The following is a 14471-nucleotide window of genomic DNA, read 5'->3' as shown; positions in this document are numbered from 1 at the left end:
ATGTAATGAATACACTAAGGGTCACTCCAAATGGGTGAGGATGTCAAGCGCAGGTATCGGTCGGATCTGCGCGCCGCGCAGGCGCGCGGCACCCGGCGCCGGATCGTCGCCTCGGCGGCCGAGTTGTTCGTCGCCACCGGCTACGGAGGCACCTCGGTCGACGCGATCGCCACGGCGGCCGGGGTGAGCCGTAAGACGGTGTTCTCCGCGGTCGGCGGCAAAGCCGAACTACTCTCGGCGGCACTGAATTTCGCCATCGCCGGAGACGACGAGCCGCTGCCGTTGGCCGAGCGGCCCGAGGTGGCCGCGCTGCTGGAGCTGGACGATGCCCGTGCTCTGCTGACCGCGTGGGCACGGATGATCGCCGACATCGACACGCGGGTCTCAGCGCTGTTCGCCGCGCTGGAGGCCGCGGCGTCGGAGGACGACAGCGCGCGGGAGCTGTTGGAGAAGCTGCACACCCAGCGGCGCGCCGGCGCCCGTGCGGTGGTCGATGCGCTGACCGCGCGGGATGCGCTACGGGCCGGGTTGAGTCGTTCGGCCGCAATCGATCTGGCGTGTCTGTTCAGCGATCCCGCGATGCACCGTCATCTCGTTGCCGGCCATGGCTGGTCCGGGAGCCGCTTCGAGAGCTGGCTGGCCGCCACACTCGCCCACCAACTGCTCACCGGGTGAGTTTCGGGTAGTCCAGCAGCGAACGCCAGTAGTCCTCCGGGATCTCGGCGTCGGAGCGGAGCACCATGGCCAGACCCGTGGCCATCGCGACACCGAGCAGGCCCAACCACAGCCCGGCCAGCGCGATGAACACCCACAGCGCAGCGGTCAGTGCCGGCCACGGAGAAGCCAGCGCCAGCACCGGCGCGAAGAAGAATCCGGTACCGATGTACCAGGACGACCCGGCGCGGTCGCAGATCAGCACGAAGCGCAACCACCGGGGAATCGGGTCGGCGTTCGGGTGTGCGGTTGTCATGTCGCTCGCCTCCTCGGGTGCCTACCTTCACCGTGCGCCCAGGGAGGTAACCACCGCAATTACCTCGGAGGTCATGGCCCGGCCGCGCAGCACCGGTCAAACTGAAGAAGTGACCACTGTCGAGCGGCCGGCTCCGTTCGGGGCGCTCACTGGTGCACCATCCTTGTGTCGGTGATCTTGGATGGATTGCCGATGCACCCGAGGTGCCGCTGATCTATCGCCCTGCTCGCTCGACACATTCGATGTCCAGCATGAGTTCTGCGGAGGCCAGTGGTTACCCGGGGCGCGTTGACCGTCGACAGGGCTATGCGCCACCGAGCGCCGCTCAGTGAGCGAACCGGCAGTCGTGCCCCGGAACCTGCACATAAGGGTGCCTCCCCACTGGGCTTAGCCTCGATCCACTGATGAATTGGGGTAGGTGTGCCTCGCTGGGCTGTTGAGGGCTGGTCCTGGTCGCGGGCAGGGGGTATCTGCTGGTCTGTCCAGCTGTTCCTGTGCGCTCCGGTCGGGCCTTTCGGCATATGGTCAGGTGGTGGCGATTTCTGGTGGGCTGTAGCCGATGGTGTTGCGCCACAACGTGAGCCAGTGCTCTGTCCAGGGCCAGTGCGCTGGTAGGTGCAGGATAGGTTGGCGTTGCGGACGGGCCAGGCGGGCCGGGATAGTGATTATCTTGCGGCGCAGTGTCGCCCCGCGGGCGACCGCGTGGGCACCTCCGGCCAGGACGCCGACGGCGCGCAGCAGGTTGTGGGCGATCGCGGCGCACAGGATCCAGGCCGAGTTCGCGCCGAACCGCCCCGAGGGCATGTGCGCCAAAGGTCCGTCGATGAGGTCGGCGAACACGGTTTCGATGATGGCGTGGCGGCGATGAGTGATGTCAGCGGCGTCGACGGGTTCGTCGGAATTGGTGAAGAACGGGTGGTACCGCCACACCGGAAACAGCGCATCGAGGAACCGCGCGTCTTTGACCCGGCGCACGACCAACCGGGCGGTCACCGGAGTCTTGGTGGAACCGAAGGCTGTGTAGGTGGTTTCGGCGACTTCGGCATCGGAGATCCAGGCGCCGGTGTCGGGGTCACGCACAGCACCGGGATAGTTCACCGGGGTCCACGCGGTCTCGGGAATTGCGTCAATGGCGGCGGCAACTGCGGCGGTCTTGGTCAGCACCAGCGAGAACCGGACACCTGCTCGGTGGCAGGCGGTGACCACGGTGCTATTGCCGTAGGCCGAATCGCCACGCACCAGGATCTGCCCGGTGACCCCGGCAGCACGGGCGGTAGCGGCCGCTTGAGCGATCATGCGGGCTGCGCCCTTGCCGGAGTTGGCCTTGCCCGCCCGCAACCTCGCCCCGGCGATCACCGGCGCACCGTGGTCGGTGCTGATCGTGGTGATCAACGGTGAGAGGCCTTTGCGCAGGATCTGCCTGCCGGCGATCTTGGTGTGTCCGTAGCTGGCGCCCTGCTTGGCGTGCCCGTAGACCGGGCGTAGTAGTGAGTCGATGTCGATGAACGCCCGTCCGTCGGCGCCGGGCAACAGATCGACACGCCCGCACAGCGCGGCCAGGTGTTCGCGCAGGACAGATTCGAGCTGGCGGGCATGCCCGAAGGTGAACTCCCGCAATAAGGTTCCGATCGTCGACGGGGCGTACACACCACCGAAGAGGGTCTTCATCCCACCCGAGCGCACAACGTCTAGGTCATCAATGCTGTCCGCGCCGGCGCACATCCCGGCGATCAGCGTGGTCAGCTTCGGTGACGGATGGGCCGCACCCGAACGGATCCGCTCACAGGTGAACCGGATCTTGTCGGCCAATAGCTGCGACAGACCGGTCTGGTCGGCCAGGGTCATCACCGGCACCAGCCCGGCGCACGACACGAGATGTGCATCATCGAAGACCGCCGACGACACGGCGAACCTATGGGACACTTGCACCGGAAGTGCCTTTCTGAACGTGGGCTGATCGAAGTGTGGTAACTCCAATCATCCCAGCTCAAAGGGCACTTTCCTTACATCAACACCCTCCGAACAGGCGATTCATCGGTGGATCGAGGCTTAGCAGCGAGGAGGCTGTCATGAAGTCTGCCCGAAATACCCTGCCAACGGAACCCACCAATGGGCTCACCTGTGGAATCGACTGGGCCCGCGATGATCACGCGGTCTCGATCGTCGATGCCAAAGGCCGCGAGATCACCCGCAAAACGATCGGTCACCACGCCGTTGGGCTGCGTGATCTGCTCACCACACTGCAGCGCGTCGGTGTCGGAGAAGTCGCCATCGAACGCCCCGACGGTCCGGTTGTAGATGCCCTGCTCGAGGCCGGGATCACCGTCGTGGTGATCAGTCCCAACCAGGTGAAGAACCTGCGCGGGCGCTACGGATCGGCCGGCAACAAAGACGACCGCTTCGACGCGTTCGTCCTGGCCGACACCTTGCGCACCGACCGGACCCGGCTGCGGCCCCTGCAGCCCGACAGCCCGGCCACCGTCGCCCTGCGTCAGACCTGTCGAGCCCGCAAAAATCTGGTCGCTCACCGCGTGGCGATCGCCAACCAGCTGCGGGCTCATCTGATGATCGTCTTTCCCGGCGCGGTCGGGCTGTTCGCCGATATCGACTCGCCGATCAGCCTGGCCTTTTTGGCCCGCTTTGACTGCCAGGACCGCGCCGACTGGCTCTCGGTCACCCGGATGGCCAACTGGCTGGCCAGCGTTGGCTACAGCGGCCGCACCCACGCCAGTGAACTGCACCGACGACTCACCGCCGCGCCTCGCGGCGCCACCGGTATCGACGGTGCCACCATCACCGCGACCTTCGTCGAGGTGTTGAGCACTGTGAGCGCCCAGATCAAAACCCTCGACCAGAGCATCGCCGAGCAACTCGACGCTCACGCCGATGCTCATATCTTCACCAGCCTGCCCCGCTCGGGCACCTTCCGTGCCGCCCGACTGCTCGCCGAAATGGGCGACTGCCGCGCACGGTTCCCCACCCCCGAATCGCTGGCGTGCCTGGCCGGAGTCGCCCCCTCCACCCGCCAGTCCGGGAAAGTCAAACACGTCGGATTCCGCTGGGCTGCAGACAAACAACTCCGCGACGCCGTATGCGATTTCGCCGGTGACAGTCGTCGAGCCAACCCCTGGGCTGCCGATCTCTACAACCGCGCCCGAGCCCGCGGACACGACCACCCCCACGCCGTGCGCATCCTCGCCCGCGCCTGGCTCTACATCCTCTGGCACTGCTGGCACGACGAAGTCGCCTACGATCCCACCCAACACAGGGCCCTCCAAAAGCTGATCAACCAGGATCAACCCAGGGCGGCTTGACACAGGGCAACTCATGCGTGAATGGCGGCGTAGGCGCCGGCTCAGCCAGCTCGATCTCGCGCTGGCCGCCGGCGTGTCCGCGCGCCACGTCAGCTTCATCGAGACAGGCCGCTCCTCACCGAGCCGGGCGATGGTGCTGCGGCTGGCCACGGCTCTCGGTGTGCCGCAACGAGAACAGGACCGGCTGTTCGTCGCCGCGGGCCTGGCCCCGGTGTACGCCGAGCGCTCTCTGGACGCGCCCGAGATGGTCGCGGTGCGGGACGGGGTGCGCAGGGTGCTCACCGCCTACGAGCCGTACCCGTGCGTCGTGGTCGACCGTGGCTGGTGGATCCTGCAGGCGAACGCAGGGGCCGGTGTGCTGCTCGACGGCGTGGCGCCGGAGCTGCTCGAGCGGCCCAATGCGCTGCGCATCGCGCTGCACCCCGGCGGGCTGGCCCCCCGCATCCGCAACCTCGGGCAGTGGCGGACCCACCTCGTCGAGCGGCTCTGCCGCGAGGTCGGCAGCGCCGGACATGCAGAACTCGGTGAGCTGTTGTGTGAAATCGAGTCCTATCCCGGAGGTTTCGAGGACTCCCCCGACCTCGGCGGCGTCGCCGTGCCGCTGGAGCTGGAGGCCGCGGACGGCCGGGTGCTGAGGTTTCTGAGCACGGTCACCACATTCGGCACCGCCCTCGACCTCACGGCGGCCGAGCTGAGCATCGAAGCGTTCCTGCCCGCCGACGACGCTACCGCCGCCGCATTGCGTTGACTCCACCCCGTTCATGCCTCGCGGCGTTCATCGGCGCCACCAACCGCATCGGGATCGCACTGTCGGTACCGCCCAATCCCGAATACACCGGCATTCCGGCCGGGAACGGGCGGTCGAGCGAATAGAGTCGGGCGCCATGGGGACTCGACACTTCATGGCGACCGTCGTCGGCGGCGTCGCGGTACTCGGCGTGGCCGGCTGCGCGACACCCGAGCCGGCCCTGGGCGGTACCACGGCGACCGTGACGATCGACGGCAACGACACCGGCGGCGCGCAGGCCGTGCAATGCCGGCAGACCGGATGGTCGTGGTACATCGAGACCCCGGGGGAAGAGAACGGCTTCACCGCGGTGCTGTCGACCGACGGCGATCTCACCGCCGAGTCCGTCGAATTCCGCGGCGTCGGCGGTTTCAGTGGCACGTTCTGGAGCGACAACATCGGCCAGGCGGAGGTCAGCGGCAACAACGGGCGTTACACGATCACCGGAAAGGCCGACGGGGCGTTCGACGACAAGCCCAGCGACGCCGTCACCGCAGACTTCCGGATTCAGACCAACTGCTGACCGGGATCCTCAGGCCTGCACGATGATCGGGTCGCCGACCCGGACGGTGTCGAAATACCACGCGGCGTTGTCGGGGCTGAGGTTGATGCAGCCGTGGCTGACGTTCGCATAGCCCTGGGATCCGACCGACCACGGTGCGGAGTGGACGTACACGCCACCCCAGGTCACCCGGACGCCGTACTCCCCCTTGATCAGGTAGCCCTCGGGATCGTCGAGAGGGATGCCGATCGTGCGGGAGTCGAAGGTGACGTTGCGCTGCTTCTCCAGCGCGGTGAACCGGCCGGTGGGCGTCGGGAACTTCGATTTGCCCATCGATGCCGGCATCCGGCGCGCCACCTCACCGTCGATGCTGACCGTGAACGAGTAGTCGCCGATGTCGGCCACGCTGACGACCGACGATCCGGTCTGGAAGCTCGTCGTGAAGCCGCCCACCGTGACCGAGATCGGCGTATGGGCGGGGAAGAAGTCGGTGGGTGTCCACTCCAAGACTCGGTCGTCGAGCCAGGTGAAGGATCCGGACGCCGGGACCGGCGACCCGGCCGGGACCACGGCCACAGACCGTTCCGCGGCCGACCTGTTCGGCACCTCCCCGGCGAACCTGACGGTGACCGGATGCGCGACGCCGACGGTCTGGCCAGGCGCGGGGGTCACCCCGGCGACCGGCGTTCCGGCGGTTGACCCGGCATTGCCCGCGGGAAGCGGCCCGAGCAGCGAGCCGCCCGTGAGCAGCGCAGCGCACCCGAGCGCGCTCACCATTTGCTGCAGACGACGTCTCAGCACGTTGCCATCCTAATTGGTCGTGGCGGGTGCCGCGGCCGAACACGGGCCCGGCAAACGACAACTGTCTCCCCTTCTATCGGTCCCGCAGGCGGCGATGTTTCAGGCCCGGGCCTCGGACGCCGCGCGGTTGAGCGCCAGCAGCGTGTATCCCAGTGCGAGCACGCACGCCGACAGCGCGGCGACGTTCATCGCCACCGTGGCGGTGCCCACGCTGTCCGGATCGAGGAAGTAATAGGGCGGGCGCCGGCCGGCATCGTTGAGCACCAGCAGGGCCAGCGCGAGATATGCCGCCGGATACGTCAGCCACGCCACCGGCTGCCACCACGCCATCGGGATCGCGCCGCGACCGACGAGCAGCCAGTCACCGAGCACCAGCACCGGGACCGCGACGTGCAGGAGGAAGTTCGCCGGCGTGTACCCCATGCTGTGCTCGGTCAACAGGAGGTTCCAGATCACCCCGGCCATGACGACATACAGCACCACCGCGCCCCGCAGCCCGATCCGACTGTCGGCCCGCGGTGAGCACAGAGTCCACAGGTAGTATCCGGCGGCCAGCAGATTGGCCTGGTAGGTGAATGTGATCAGCCGCCATCCCACTCCCCGGGTGGAGGTCAGTTCCACCAGCAGCAGCGCGGCCGCGACACAGCCGACGATCGCCAGCCTGAGAACGGTGCGCACGAGCGACGGGTGCGTGGGGGCGACGGGGAGGCTCATTCCCGCCAGGATATGACTTGCGGCAGCGGCAGCACCCGCAGCGAGCAGCGCGACCGGGCCACGGTCGGCCGGCGGACCTGCCCGGTACGCCCTGCGCTGTCGTGCTCGAAGGGCTCGAAGGGTCGGAACGGGTCGAGTCCTTCGCTGCCGGAGCACGCCAGCGTCGCGCCCACACACCACTGAATCGAAAACCCGGTGGACCCTACCCGCCGAGAATCTGCGCGAGCATGCGCGCGTCGATGTTGCCCCCGGACAGGATCAACACGGTCGGCCCCGGCGGTGTCATGCCCTGCCGGTAGGCCGCCAGGGGCACCGCACCGCTCGGCTCGCTGACCAGGTGCGCGCGGTACGCGTACTCGCGCACCGCCGCGCGGATCTCGTCCTCGGACACCGTCAGCATCCCGTCGAGAACCTGCTGCAGATGGGCAAAGGTCAGCTCCGAGGGCTGCGACCGCAGCCCGTCGGCGATCGTGCGGTTACGGTCTTCGATCGACCAGTTGACCCGGTGGCCGAGGCGCAATGCCTCGGTGGTGTCGGCGGCGAGCTCGGGCTCGACCCCGAAGACCGCGGCGTCCGGGCACAGCGCACGGATCGCGGTGCCGATGCCCGAAGCCAGTCCCCCGCCACTGACGGGGACGAGCACGGTGCGCACCGACGGCAGGTCCTCGGCGATCTCCAGGCCGATCGTGCCCTGTCCGGCGATCACATCCGGGTGGTCGAACGGCGGGATCATCGCCCCGCCGGTGTCGCTGCGCACCTGCTCGGCGACCGCCTCGCGTTGCCCTGCCGCGCACAACACCACCCGCGCGCCGAGATCACGGGTGGACTGCACCTTGACCGTCGGCGTCTCCTCCGGCATCACGATGTGGGCCCGCAACCCGAACGCCGCCGCGGCGTACGCGACGGCCTGCGCGTGGTTGCCGCTGGAATAGGCGACGACATCGGTGACGGCGCCTTCGCCGGCCGACGTCAACGCCGCCACGGCATTGAAGGCGCCACGGACCTTGAACGCGCCGATGGGCTGCAAGTTCTCCGGCTTGATCCACAGCGGCCGGTCCGGGTCGCCCCAGCGGGCGGCGAGCAGTGGCGTACGCACCACATGCGATCGGACCCGGTCAGCCGCCGCCCGGACATCGTCGATCGTCACCAGCTTCATGGATCCCAGTGTCCTGCAGACCGCCCGTCCCCGATCTCTAGGGTGAGTCGGGTGACGGACTTCTCGCTGGCCATCGCGCCGCGCTACGCGGAGATCGACCAGCAGGGCGTGGTGTTCAACGGCCATTACCTGACGTGGTTCGACGAGGCGTGCACCGGGCTGCTCGACTCGCTCGGCATCGGCTATCCCGCGTTGAACGCCGACGGGTACGACTTCCAGGTGGTGCACGCCGAGATCGACTTCGCGGCGCCGGTGCGCTGGCGAGACGAGGTGCGGGTCGAGGCACGCTGCACCCGGGTGGGCACGGCGAGCTTCAGCATCGGCTTCACCGTGCTGGCCCGCTCGGGCACCGACGCGGAGCGGGTCGCGGTGCGGGGACACAACGTCTATGTGCTGGTGTCCACGACGGATTGGGCCAAGCGGACGATCCCCGACAGGCTGCGGTCGGCGCTGGATGTGAGCGCGGCGAGTGACCGGTAGCGTCGTTCGCATGGGCCACGAGCACGGACCTCGACGTGAGCTCCCGCCGGGGATGGCGGAGCAGTTGGATCTGCCCTACGCGGGCGTGGCTTCTTTCGGGCACCGCCCGTTTTTGACCGAGCCCGAACAGCTCGACGCTTGGCAGCCCGACGCCGCCATCGTCGGGGCGCCGTTCGACATCGGGACCACCAACCGTCCCGGTGCGCGGTTCGGGCCGCGGGCGATCCGGGCCACGGCCTACGAGCCGGGCACCTACCACTTGGATCTGGGCCTGGAGATCTTTGACTGGCTGGAGGTTGTGGACTTCGGTGACGCCTACTGTCCGCACGGCCAGACCGAGGTGTCCCACCGCAACATCCGCGAGCGTGTGCACGCGGTGGCCAGCCGCGGCATCGTCCCGGTGATCCTGGGCGGTGATCACTCGATCACCTGGCCGGCGGCGACGGCGGTGGCCGACGTCCACGGTTACGGCAACGTCGGCATCGTGCATTTCGACGCCCACGCCGACACCGCCGACGAGATCGAAGGCAACCTGGCCAGCCACGGCACCCCGATGCGCCGGCTGATCGAATCGGGCGCGGTGCCCGGATCGCAGTTCGTTCAGGTCGGTCTGCGCGGCTACTGGCCGCCGCAGGACACCTTCGAGTGGATGCTCGAACAGCGGATGACCTGGCACACGATGCAGGAGATCTGGGAGCGCGGGTTCAAGGCGGTGATGGCCGACGCCGTGGGCGAGGCGCTGGCCAAGGCCGAGAAGTTGTATGTGTCGGTCGACATCGACGTGCTCGACCCGGCGCACGCGCCCGGCACGGGCACCCCGGAACCGGGTGGCATCACCAGCGCCGACCTGCTCCGGATGGTGCGGCAGTTGTGCCGCGAACACGACGTCGTCGGAGTGGACGTGGTCGAGGTGGCGCCCGCCTACGACCACGCCGAACTGACCGTCAATGCCGCGCACCGCGTGGTGTTCGAGGCGCTGGCCGGGATGGCGGCCCGGCGGCGCGACGTGGCGGGAGCCGAGCCGGGCCAGCCGGCGCGTTCCTACCGGGAAATCAGGCCTTCTTCTCCAGAGTGAACTGGCAGACGTCGGTGTAGCCGTCACGGAACAGATCCGCGCAGCCGGTCAGGTACTTCATGTACCGGTCGTAGACCTCGCGGGACTGGATGGCCACCGCGTCGTCTTCCCGCTTGCTCAGCGCCTCGGCCCAGATGTCGAGCGTCTTGGCGTAGTGCGGCTGCAGACGCTGCTGCCGCGTCAGCGTGAACCCGGCCTTGGTCGCGTGCTCCTCGACGGTCTCCGGCTTGGGCAGATCACCGCCCGGGAAGATCTCGTCCATGATGAACTTCGAGAACCGGATCAGCTTCATGGTCACCGGCAGCGCCTTCGAAGCGAACTCCTCGTCGCTGGGCTTGATGATGGTGTGCAGCATCATCACACCGTTCTCGGGAAGCACCTGATAGGCCTTCTTGAAGAACTCGTCGTAGCGGTCGCGGCCGAAATGCTCGAACGCGCCGATCGACACGATCCGGTCGACGGGCTCGTCGAACTGCTCCCAACCGGCCAGCAGGACGCGCTTGTTGCGCGGGCTCGGGTGCGCATCAAGTCGCTTCTGCACGTGCGCCTGTTGATTGCGGCTCAGCGTCAGGCCGATGACGTTGACGTCGTAGTTGTCGATGGCGCGCAGTAGCGTCGCACCCCACCCGCATCCGATGTCGAGAAGCGTCATACCGGGTTCGAGGCCGAGCTTGCCCAACGACAGGTCGATCTTGGCGAGCTGCGCCTCTTCGAGCGTCATGTCGTCGCGCTCGAAGTAGGCGCAGCTGTAGGTCTGGGTGGGGTCCAGGAACAGCCGATAGAAATCGTCCGACAGGTCGTAATGGGACTGGACGTCCTCGAAGTGAGGCTGCAGTTCCGAAGAGCCGCTCGTGGTTTCTGGCAAAATACAGGCCCTTAGATTCTCAGAAGCTGATCGGGTGGGGCGGCCCCACCGGGCTTGAGGGCCTGTCCCGTTGTCGCAGTTTACGTAGCGTACCCGAGAGCCCCACGGACCCGTGAATCACCAGCCACACCCCCAGAGCAAGACCGGAACGAAAGCGGGTGATCTTGTCGGGCCGCCCCCGTGTGCGGCGGGTGCAAGCGGGTAATCGGGTCGGGTCCGGCAGCCGCCGGCGCCCGGACGCGCCTATGGTGGAGACAGCGCGTCATGTCCTCAACGTCCTCAACGTCCCCCGAAAGTCCCCGACCATTCTTGGGAGAGATCGCCGATGACCACCCCCGACGACGACCAGTTCATAGACGCCGCCGAGGCCGACGTGGTCGAACAACTCACCCCGGCCGTCGACGTCGACGTCGACGAGGAGACCTGGCCGGACGCCGATCGGGTCGGCGCCGAGCGCGACTGGCAGGCCAGCGAGGCGGATCTGATCGAGCAGTCCATCCCCGTGCCCGAGGACGAGCCGGAATTCGATCGCTGACCGGCACGGCGACGGTGTCGCGGCCACTACCCTGAGCCCGATGATCAGCCGTGTCGCCACCGCCGCGCTCGCCGTGGCCCTCGGCGCGGCGGGGTGCGCACAGCCGGTAGAGGCGCCGCACCCGGCGCACCGGGAGCGTCCCGGCCTCACCGCGACCGCGGCCACGATGGCCGCCCCACTCGCCGACCGGCTCGACGGTGCGGTCGAGCGGGTGATGGCCGAGGCCGGCATACCGGGGGCGATCATCGGGATCTGGACCCCCGACGGAGACTACGTGCGCGCGTTCGGAGTGGCCGACAAGAAGACCCGGGCGCCGATGAAGACCGATCTCTACAGCCGGATCGGAAGCTTGACACGTACTTTCACTGTCACCGCGGTGCTGCTGCTGGCCGATCAGCGCAAGCTCGGACTCGACGACCCGATCGCCGAACACCTCGACGGCATCCCCGGTGGGGAGGCCGTCACGCTGCGCCAGCTCGCGGGGATGCGGAGCGGGTTGCCCGACTACACGACGAACCCGGAGTTCGTGTCCGCGGCGTTCGCCGATCCTGCACGGGCGTTCACACCCGCGCAACTGCTCGAGCTCGCGTTCTCCGCACCGACGGTGTTCGCCCCCGGTGCCGGCTACCACCACAGCAACACCGACACCGTGCTGCTCGGCCTCGTGGTGGAGAAGGTCAGCGGACAGTCGCTGGCGGGCTACATCCGCGAGCACATCAGTGCGCCACTGGGTATGGAGGCGACCAGCTTCCCGACCGACGCCAGTTTTCCCAGGCCTCATGCCGCCGGCTACACCGTGCAGACGCCCGATGACGGAGAGACCACCGCCACCGACTGGAATCCGTCCCGATCGTGGGCCGCCGGCAATATGGTCTCCACACTGCACGACATGCGGATCTGGGCCCCGGCGCTGGCGAACGGGACGCTCCAGTGCGTGTCGGTGCACCTGCCCGGACGGCAGACCACACTGGTCATCATGACCAACACCGACATCGCGTTCCGGGGCGCTCAGCCAAGCGCGCTGCTGGCCACCGCGGTCACCGCCGAACTGACCCCCGACCACGTGTACCGGACGGACTGAGCGCGGTTGCCGGGGCCTCCCGGCGGGTATCTCGCGTCGGTGACTGACGCGAGTGACGAGACGGTCGATGCCGTCGGCAAGGTGAGCGAGGCTCTGGAGTACGTGGAACGGGCCCGGGGCCATCTGTACTCGTTCCATCAGCTGATCGGCCGGGCCGATCTTCTGCTCGGTGAAGGTGCGGAGGCGCTGCGTGCGGCCGGCCACGACGCGATCGCCGAGCGGCTTGAATCCGACCTGGTGGGACGCAACGTGCTCCACGGGCGGTGGACCTTCCAGATCGTCGAGGAGTTCGACGACGAATACTGGTCGCTGTTCGGCGAGCACGTGCGCCGGGTCCGCGACGAACTGGTGGGCGGCGAACGGCATACGCACGAAGCGCGCATGAAGGAACAACGGCGCACGCACGGCAGAAAGGGTCATGAACGCCTGCCCTGAAGCTACGCTGGGGCCGTATGGGCCTGGGCATCGACGACGCGGCGGTCATCCGGCCGAACGGGGTGGCACCGCCCCCGGTGCCGCTGGCCGACATCGATCTGGGGTCATGGGATTTCTGGGGTCTTGACGACGACTACCGCGACGGCGCGTTCGCGACGCTGCGCCGCGAGGCGCCGATCTCGTTCCACTCCGCCTACGTGGTCGACACCGACTCCGAAGTCGCCGGACATTGGGCGCTGACCCGACACGAGGACGTCTTCTTCGCCAGCAGGCATCCGGAGATCTTCAGTTCCGCGTTGGGGATCACCGTCGGCGATCAAACCCCTGAGCTGGCCGAGTATTTCGGCTCGATGATCGCGATGGATGACCCCCGCCACACCCGGCTGCGCAACATCGTGCGCAGCGCGTTCACCCCGCGAGTGCTGGCCCTGATCGAGGACTCGGTGCGGCAGCGGGCCCGCAGCCTCGTCGAGGACATGGTGGCCGCCCATCCCGACGGCCGGGGCGATATCGTCGCCGAACTGGCCGGGCCGCTACCGCTGCAGATCATCTGCGACATGATGGGCATCCCCGAGAAGGACCACCAGAAGGTCTTCCACTGGACCAACGTGATCCTCGGGTTCGGCGACCCCGACATCGCCACCGACTTCGACGAGTTCGTCTCCGTCGCAATGGATATCGGGGCTTACGCGACGGCCCTCGCCGACGATCGCCGGGACCGTCCCGGCGACGACCTGACCACCAGTCTGGTCCGCGCCGAGCTCGACGGTGAGCGGTTGACCTCCGCCGAGGTCGCGTCGTTCTTCATCCTGCTGGTCGTGGCCGGCAACGAAACCACCCGCAACGCGATCAGCCACGGCGTGCTCGCGCTGAGCCGCTATCCCGAGCAGCGCGACCGGTGGTGGTCCGATTACGCCGGTATGGCGCCCACCGCCGTAGAGGAGATCGTCCGGTGGGCCTCCCCCGTGGCCTATATGCGGCGCACCGCCACCCGCGACGTCGACATGGGGAACGTGAAAATCGCCGCGGGAGACAAGGTCTCGCTGTGGTACGGATCCGCGAACCGGGACGAGGCCAAGTTCGCGGATCCGTGGCTGTTCGACGTCGGCAGGAACCCGAATCCGCATGTGGGTTTCGGCGGCGGCGGAGCCCACTTCTGTCTGGGCGCCAATCTCGCGCGCCGCGAGATCACGGTCGCATTCGAGGAACTACACCGGATGGTGCCCGACATCCACGCCGTGGCGGAACCGGACCGGTTGCACTCGGCCTTCATCCACGGCATCAAGCGGCTGCCGGTTTCCTGGCGCCGTTAGCGGCCGCGCACGTCCGGGTGCATCTGCTGGGCGGTCCCGGAGTGCTTTCCATCGCGCGCGGTGTCGTCGAGTTTGTCGTTCGAGGTGTTCCGCGGGTCCAGCTGGTCGGCGTGCTCGCGGCGAGCGTCCAGGTGCTCCTGCGAGTGGCTCAACGCGTCGCGTCGGCTGGCGGCCGTGTCGGCCAGACGCGCCGCCTCGGCGGCCTTCGCCTCGGCCTCGGCCTTGGCGGCACGGGCCTTGGCCTCCGTCTCTTCCACGATCGAGGCCTGCCGCTGCACACGCCTGCTGTCGTGGTGGACCTCCTCGCGGATGCGGTCGGCTTCCTCGGCGCGGCGCCGGTTTCGGGTCTTGCGCGCCAGAAAGACGATGACCCCGATGACGATGATCGCGATCACGGCGGCAATCACGATCCAGACGACGTTGTTGGTGTCCATGCCCGGCTC

17 protein-coding genes and 1 pseudogene are annotated in these 14471 nt (G+C 67.9%); 11 read left to right on the top strand and 7 right to left on the bottom strand.

Annotated elements, in window-relative coordinates; translation table 11 throughout:
- Positions 1-30: 30 nt before the first annotated feature.
- Positions 31-675 (top strand): TetR/AcrR family transcriptional regulator, encoded by a 645-nt coding sequence (locus KXD97_RS23485; protein WP_260752818.1) that lies wholly within the window; start codon positions 31-33, stop codon positions 673-675.
- On the opposite strand, the gene KXD97_RS23480 is transcribed toward KXD97_RS23485, so the two are convergent.
- Both KXD97_RS23480 and KXD97_RS23475 read right to left on the bottom strand, forming a co-directional pair.
- Entirely contained in the window at positions 665-970 is a 306-nt protein-coding gene (locus KXD97_RS23480; protein ID WP_260752816.1) for a hypothetical protein, read from the bottom strand. The genes KXD97_RS23485 and KXD97_RS23480 overlap by 11 nt on opposite strands.
- Before the next feature lie 525 nt (positions 971-1495).
- Positions 1496-2899 (bottom strand): IS1380 family transposase, encoded by a 1404-nt coding sequence (locus KXD97_RS23475; RefSeq protein ID WP_260752814.1) that lies wholly within the window; start codon positions 2897-2899, stop codon positions 1496-1498.
- Positions 2900-3039: 140 nt separating this feature from the next.
- Between KXD97_RS23475 and KXD97_RS23470 the strand changes: the two genes are divergently transcribed.
- The 4 genes and pseudogenes from KXD97_RS23470 to KXD97_RS23455 all read left to right on the top strand — a co-directional run bounded on the left by KXD97_RS23470 (position 3040) and on the right by KXD97_RS23455 (position 5594).
- Positions 3040-4284 carry an IS110 family transposase gene (locus KXD97_RS23470; RefSeq protein WP_105386664.1) on the top strand — a complete coding sequence of 415 codons (1245 nt, stop codon included), beginning with the start codon at positions 3040-3042 and terminating at the stop codon, positions 4282-4284.
- A gap of 13 nt (positions 4285-4297) precedes the next feature.
- On the top strand, positions 4298-5032 hold the full coding sequence (locus KXD97_RS23465; protein ID WP_260752811.1) for a helix-turn-helix domain-containing protein: 735 nt from the start codon (positions 4298-4300) through the stop codon (positions 5030-5032).
- A gap of 17 nt (positions 5033-5049) precedes the next feature.
- Positions 5050-5157 (top strand): annotated as a pseudogene (locus tag KXD97_RS23460) (peroxidase); the annotation flags it as partial.
- Between the two features lie 11 nt (positions 5158-5168).
- Complete coding sequence (locus tag KXD97_RS23455; protein WP_260752810.1) at positions 5169-5594, top strand: lipoprotein LpqH; 426 nt, start codon at positions 5169-5171, stop codon at positions 5592-5594.
- 9 nt (positions 5595-5603) lie between these two features.
- Here KXD97_RS23455 and KXD97_RS23450 read toward each other — a convergent pair whose 3' ends face one another.
- From KXD97_RS23450 to KXD97_RS23440, 3 genes are all read right to left on the bottom strand, one after another.
- On the bottom strand, positions 5604-6350 hold the full coding sequence (locus KXD97_RS23450; protein WP_260758128.1) for a L,D-transpeptidase: 747 nt from the start codon (positions 6348-6350) through the stop codon (positions 5604-5606).
- Between the two features lie 123 nt (positions 6351-6473).
- Positions 6474-7088, bottom strand: coding sequence for a Pr6Pr family membrane protein (locus tag KXD97_RS23445; protein WP_260752808.1), 615 nt, complete (start codon positions 7086-7088; stop codon positions 6474-6476).
- 202 nt (positions 7089-7290) lie between these two features.
- Complete coding sequence (locus KXD97_RS23440) at positions 7291-8244, bottom strand: threonine/serine dehydratase (protein ID WP_260752802.1); 954 nt, start codon at positions 8242-8244, stop codon at positions 7291-7293.
- A gap of 51 nt (positions 8245-8295) precedes the next feature.
- On the opposite strand from KXD97_RS23440, the gene KXD97_RS23435 reads away from it, so the two are divergent.
- Together KXD97_RS23435 and speB are read left to right on the top strand one after the other, a co-directional pair.
- Entirely contained in the window at positions 8296-8724 is a 429-nt protein-coding gene (locus tag KXD97_RS23435; RefSeq protein ID WP_260752801.1) for a thioesterase family protein, read from the top strand.
- 52 nt (positions 8725-8776) lie between these two features.
- The gene (gene speB, locus KXD97_RS23430) at positions 8777-9799 is read left to right on the top strand and encodes an agmatinase (RefSeq protein ID WP_396885497.1); all 1023 of its coding nucleotides are present in this window, start codon (positions 8777-8779) and stop codon (positions 9797-9799) included.
- On the opposite strand, the gene KXD97_RS23425 is transcribed toward speB, so the two are convergent.
- Entirely contained in the window at positions 9777-10664 is an 888-nt protein-coding gene (locus KXD97_RS23425; RefSeq protein WP_260752798.1) for a cyclopropane mycolic acid synthase family methyltransferase, read from the bottom strand. The genes speB and KXD97_RS23425 overlap by 23 nt on opposite strands.
- A 325-nt stretch (positions 10665-10989) precedes the next feature.
- Between KXD97_RS23425 and KXD97_RS23420 the strand changes: the two genes are divergently transcribed.
- Genes KXD97_RS23420 through KXD97_RS23405 form a run of 4 tightly spaced genes read left to right on the top strand, consistent with a single transcriptional unit; the run spans position 10990 to position 14028 of the window.
- Positions 10990-11199, top strand: a complete 210-nt coding sequence (locus KXD97_RS23420; protein WP_260752796.1) for a hypothetical protein — start codon at positions 10990-10992, stop codon at positions 11197-11199.
- Between the two features lie 40 nt (positions 11200-11239).
- Complete coding sequence (locus KXD97_RS23415) at positions 11240-12280, top strand: serine hydrolase (RefSeq protein WP_260752793.1); 1041 nt, start codon at positions 11240-11242, stop codon at positions 12278-12280.
- Positions 12281-12319: 39 nt separating this feature from the next.
- Positions 12320-12715: a hypothetical protein gene (locus KXD97_RS23410; RefSeq protein WP_260752786.1), complete on the top strand. Its 396-nt coding sequence runs from the start codon at positions 12320-12322 to the stop codon at positions 12713-12715.
- 17 nt (positions 12716-12732) lie between these two features.
- Positions 12733-14028: a cytochrome P450 gene (locus KXD97_RS23405; RefSeq protein WP_313901323.1), complete on the top strand. Its 1296-nt coding sequence runs from the start codon at positions 12733-12735 to the stop codon at positions 14026-14028.
- Here KXD97_RS23405 and KXD97_RS23400 read toward each other — a convergent pair.
- Positions 14025-14462, bottom strand: coding sequence for a hypothetical protein (locus KXD97_RS23400; protein WP_260752784.1), 438 nt, complete (start codon positions 14460-14462; stop codon positions 14025-14027). The genes KXD97_RS23405 and KXD97_RS23400 overlap by 4 nt on opposite strands.
- Positions 14463-14471 lie beyond the last annotated feature (9 nt).

The sequence above is a fragment of the Mycobacterium sp. SMC-8 genome (assembly GCF_025263565.1).
In the GTDB taxonomy this organism is placed as follows: Bacteria; Actinomycetota; Actinomycetes; order Mycobacteriales; family Mycobacteriaceae; genus Mycobacterium.
This window is presented reverse-complemented; position numbering and strand designations above follow the sequence as displayed.

Excerpts from the sequence above, each read along its gene's own strand:
- KXD97_RS23415 (WP_260752793.1), top strand. The coding sequence starts at position 11,240 with ATGATCAGCCGTGTCGCCACCGCCGCGCTCGCCGTGGCCCTCGGCGCG.
- KXD97_RS23445 (WP_260752808.1), bottom strand. The coding sequence starts at position 7,088 with ATGAGCCTCCCCGTCGCCCCCACGCACCCGTCGCTCGTGCGCACCGTT.
- KXD97_RS23480 (WP_260752816.1), bottom strand. The coding sequence starts at position 970 with ATGACAACCGCACACCCGAACGCCGACCCGATTCCCCGGTGGTTGCGC.
- KXD97_RS23440 (WP_260752802.1), bottom strand. The coding sequence starts at position 8,244 with ATGAAGCTGGTGACGATCGACGATGTCCGGGCGGCGGCTGACCGGGTC.
- KXD97_RS23485 (WP_260752818.1), top strand. The coding sequence starts at position 31 with ATGGGTGAGGATGTCAAGCGCAGGTATCGGTCGGATCTGCGCGCCGCG.
- KXD97_RS23405 (WP_313901323.1), top strand. The coding sequence starts at position 12,733 with ATGGGCCTGGGCATCGACGACGCGGCGGTCATCCGGCCGAACGGGGTG.
- speB (WP_396885497.1), top strand. The coding sequence starts at position 8,777 with ATGGCGGAGCAGTTGGATCTGCCCTACGCGGGCGTGGCTTCTTTCGGG.
- KXD97_RS23465 (WP_260752811.1), top strand. The coding sequence starts at position 4,298 with ATGCGTGAATGGCGGCGTAGGCGCCGGCTCAGCCAGCTCGATCTCGCG.
- KXD97_RS23420 (WP_260752796.1), top strand. The coding sequence starts at position 10,990 with ATGACCACCCCCGACGACGACCAGTTCATAGACGCCGCCGAGGCCGAC.
- KXD97_RS23455 (WP_260752810.1), top strand. The coding sequence starts at position 5,169 with ATGGGGACTCGACACTTCATGGCGACCGTCGTCGGCGGCGTCGCGGTA.
- KXD97_RS23450 (WP_260758128.1), bottom strand. The coding sequence starts at position 6,350 with ATGGTGAGCGCGCTCGGGTGCGCTGCGCTGCTCACGGGCGGCTCGCTG.
- KXD97_RS23400 (WP_260752784.1), bottom strand. The coding sequence starts at position 14,462 with ATGGACACCAACAACGTCGTCTGGATCGTGATTGCCGCCGTGATCGCG.
- KXD97_RS23470 (WP_105386664.1), top strand. The coding sequence starts at position 3,040 with ATGAAGTCTGCCCGAAATACCCTGCCAACGGAACCCACCAATGGGCTC.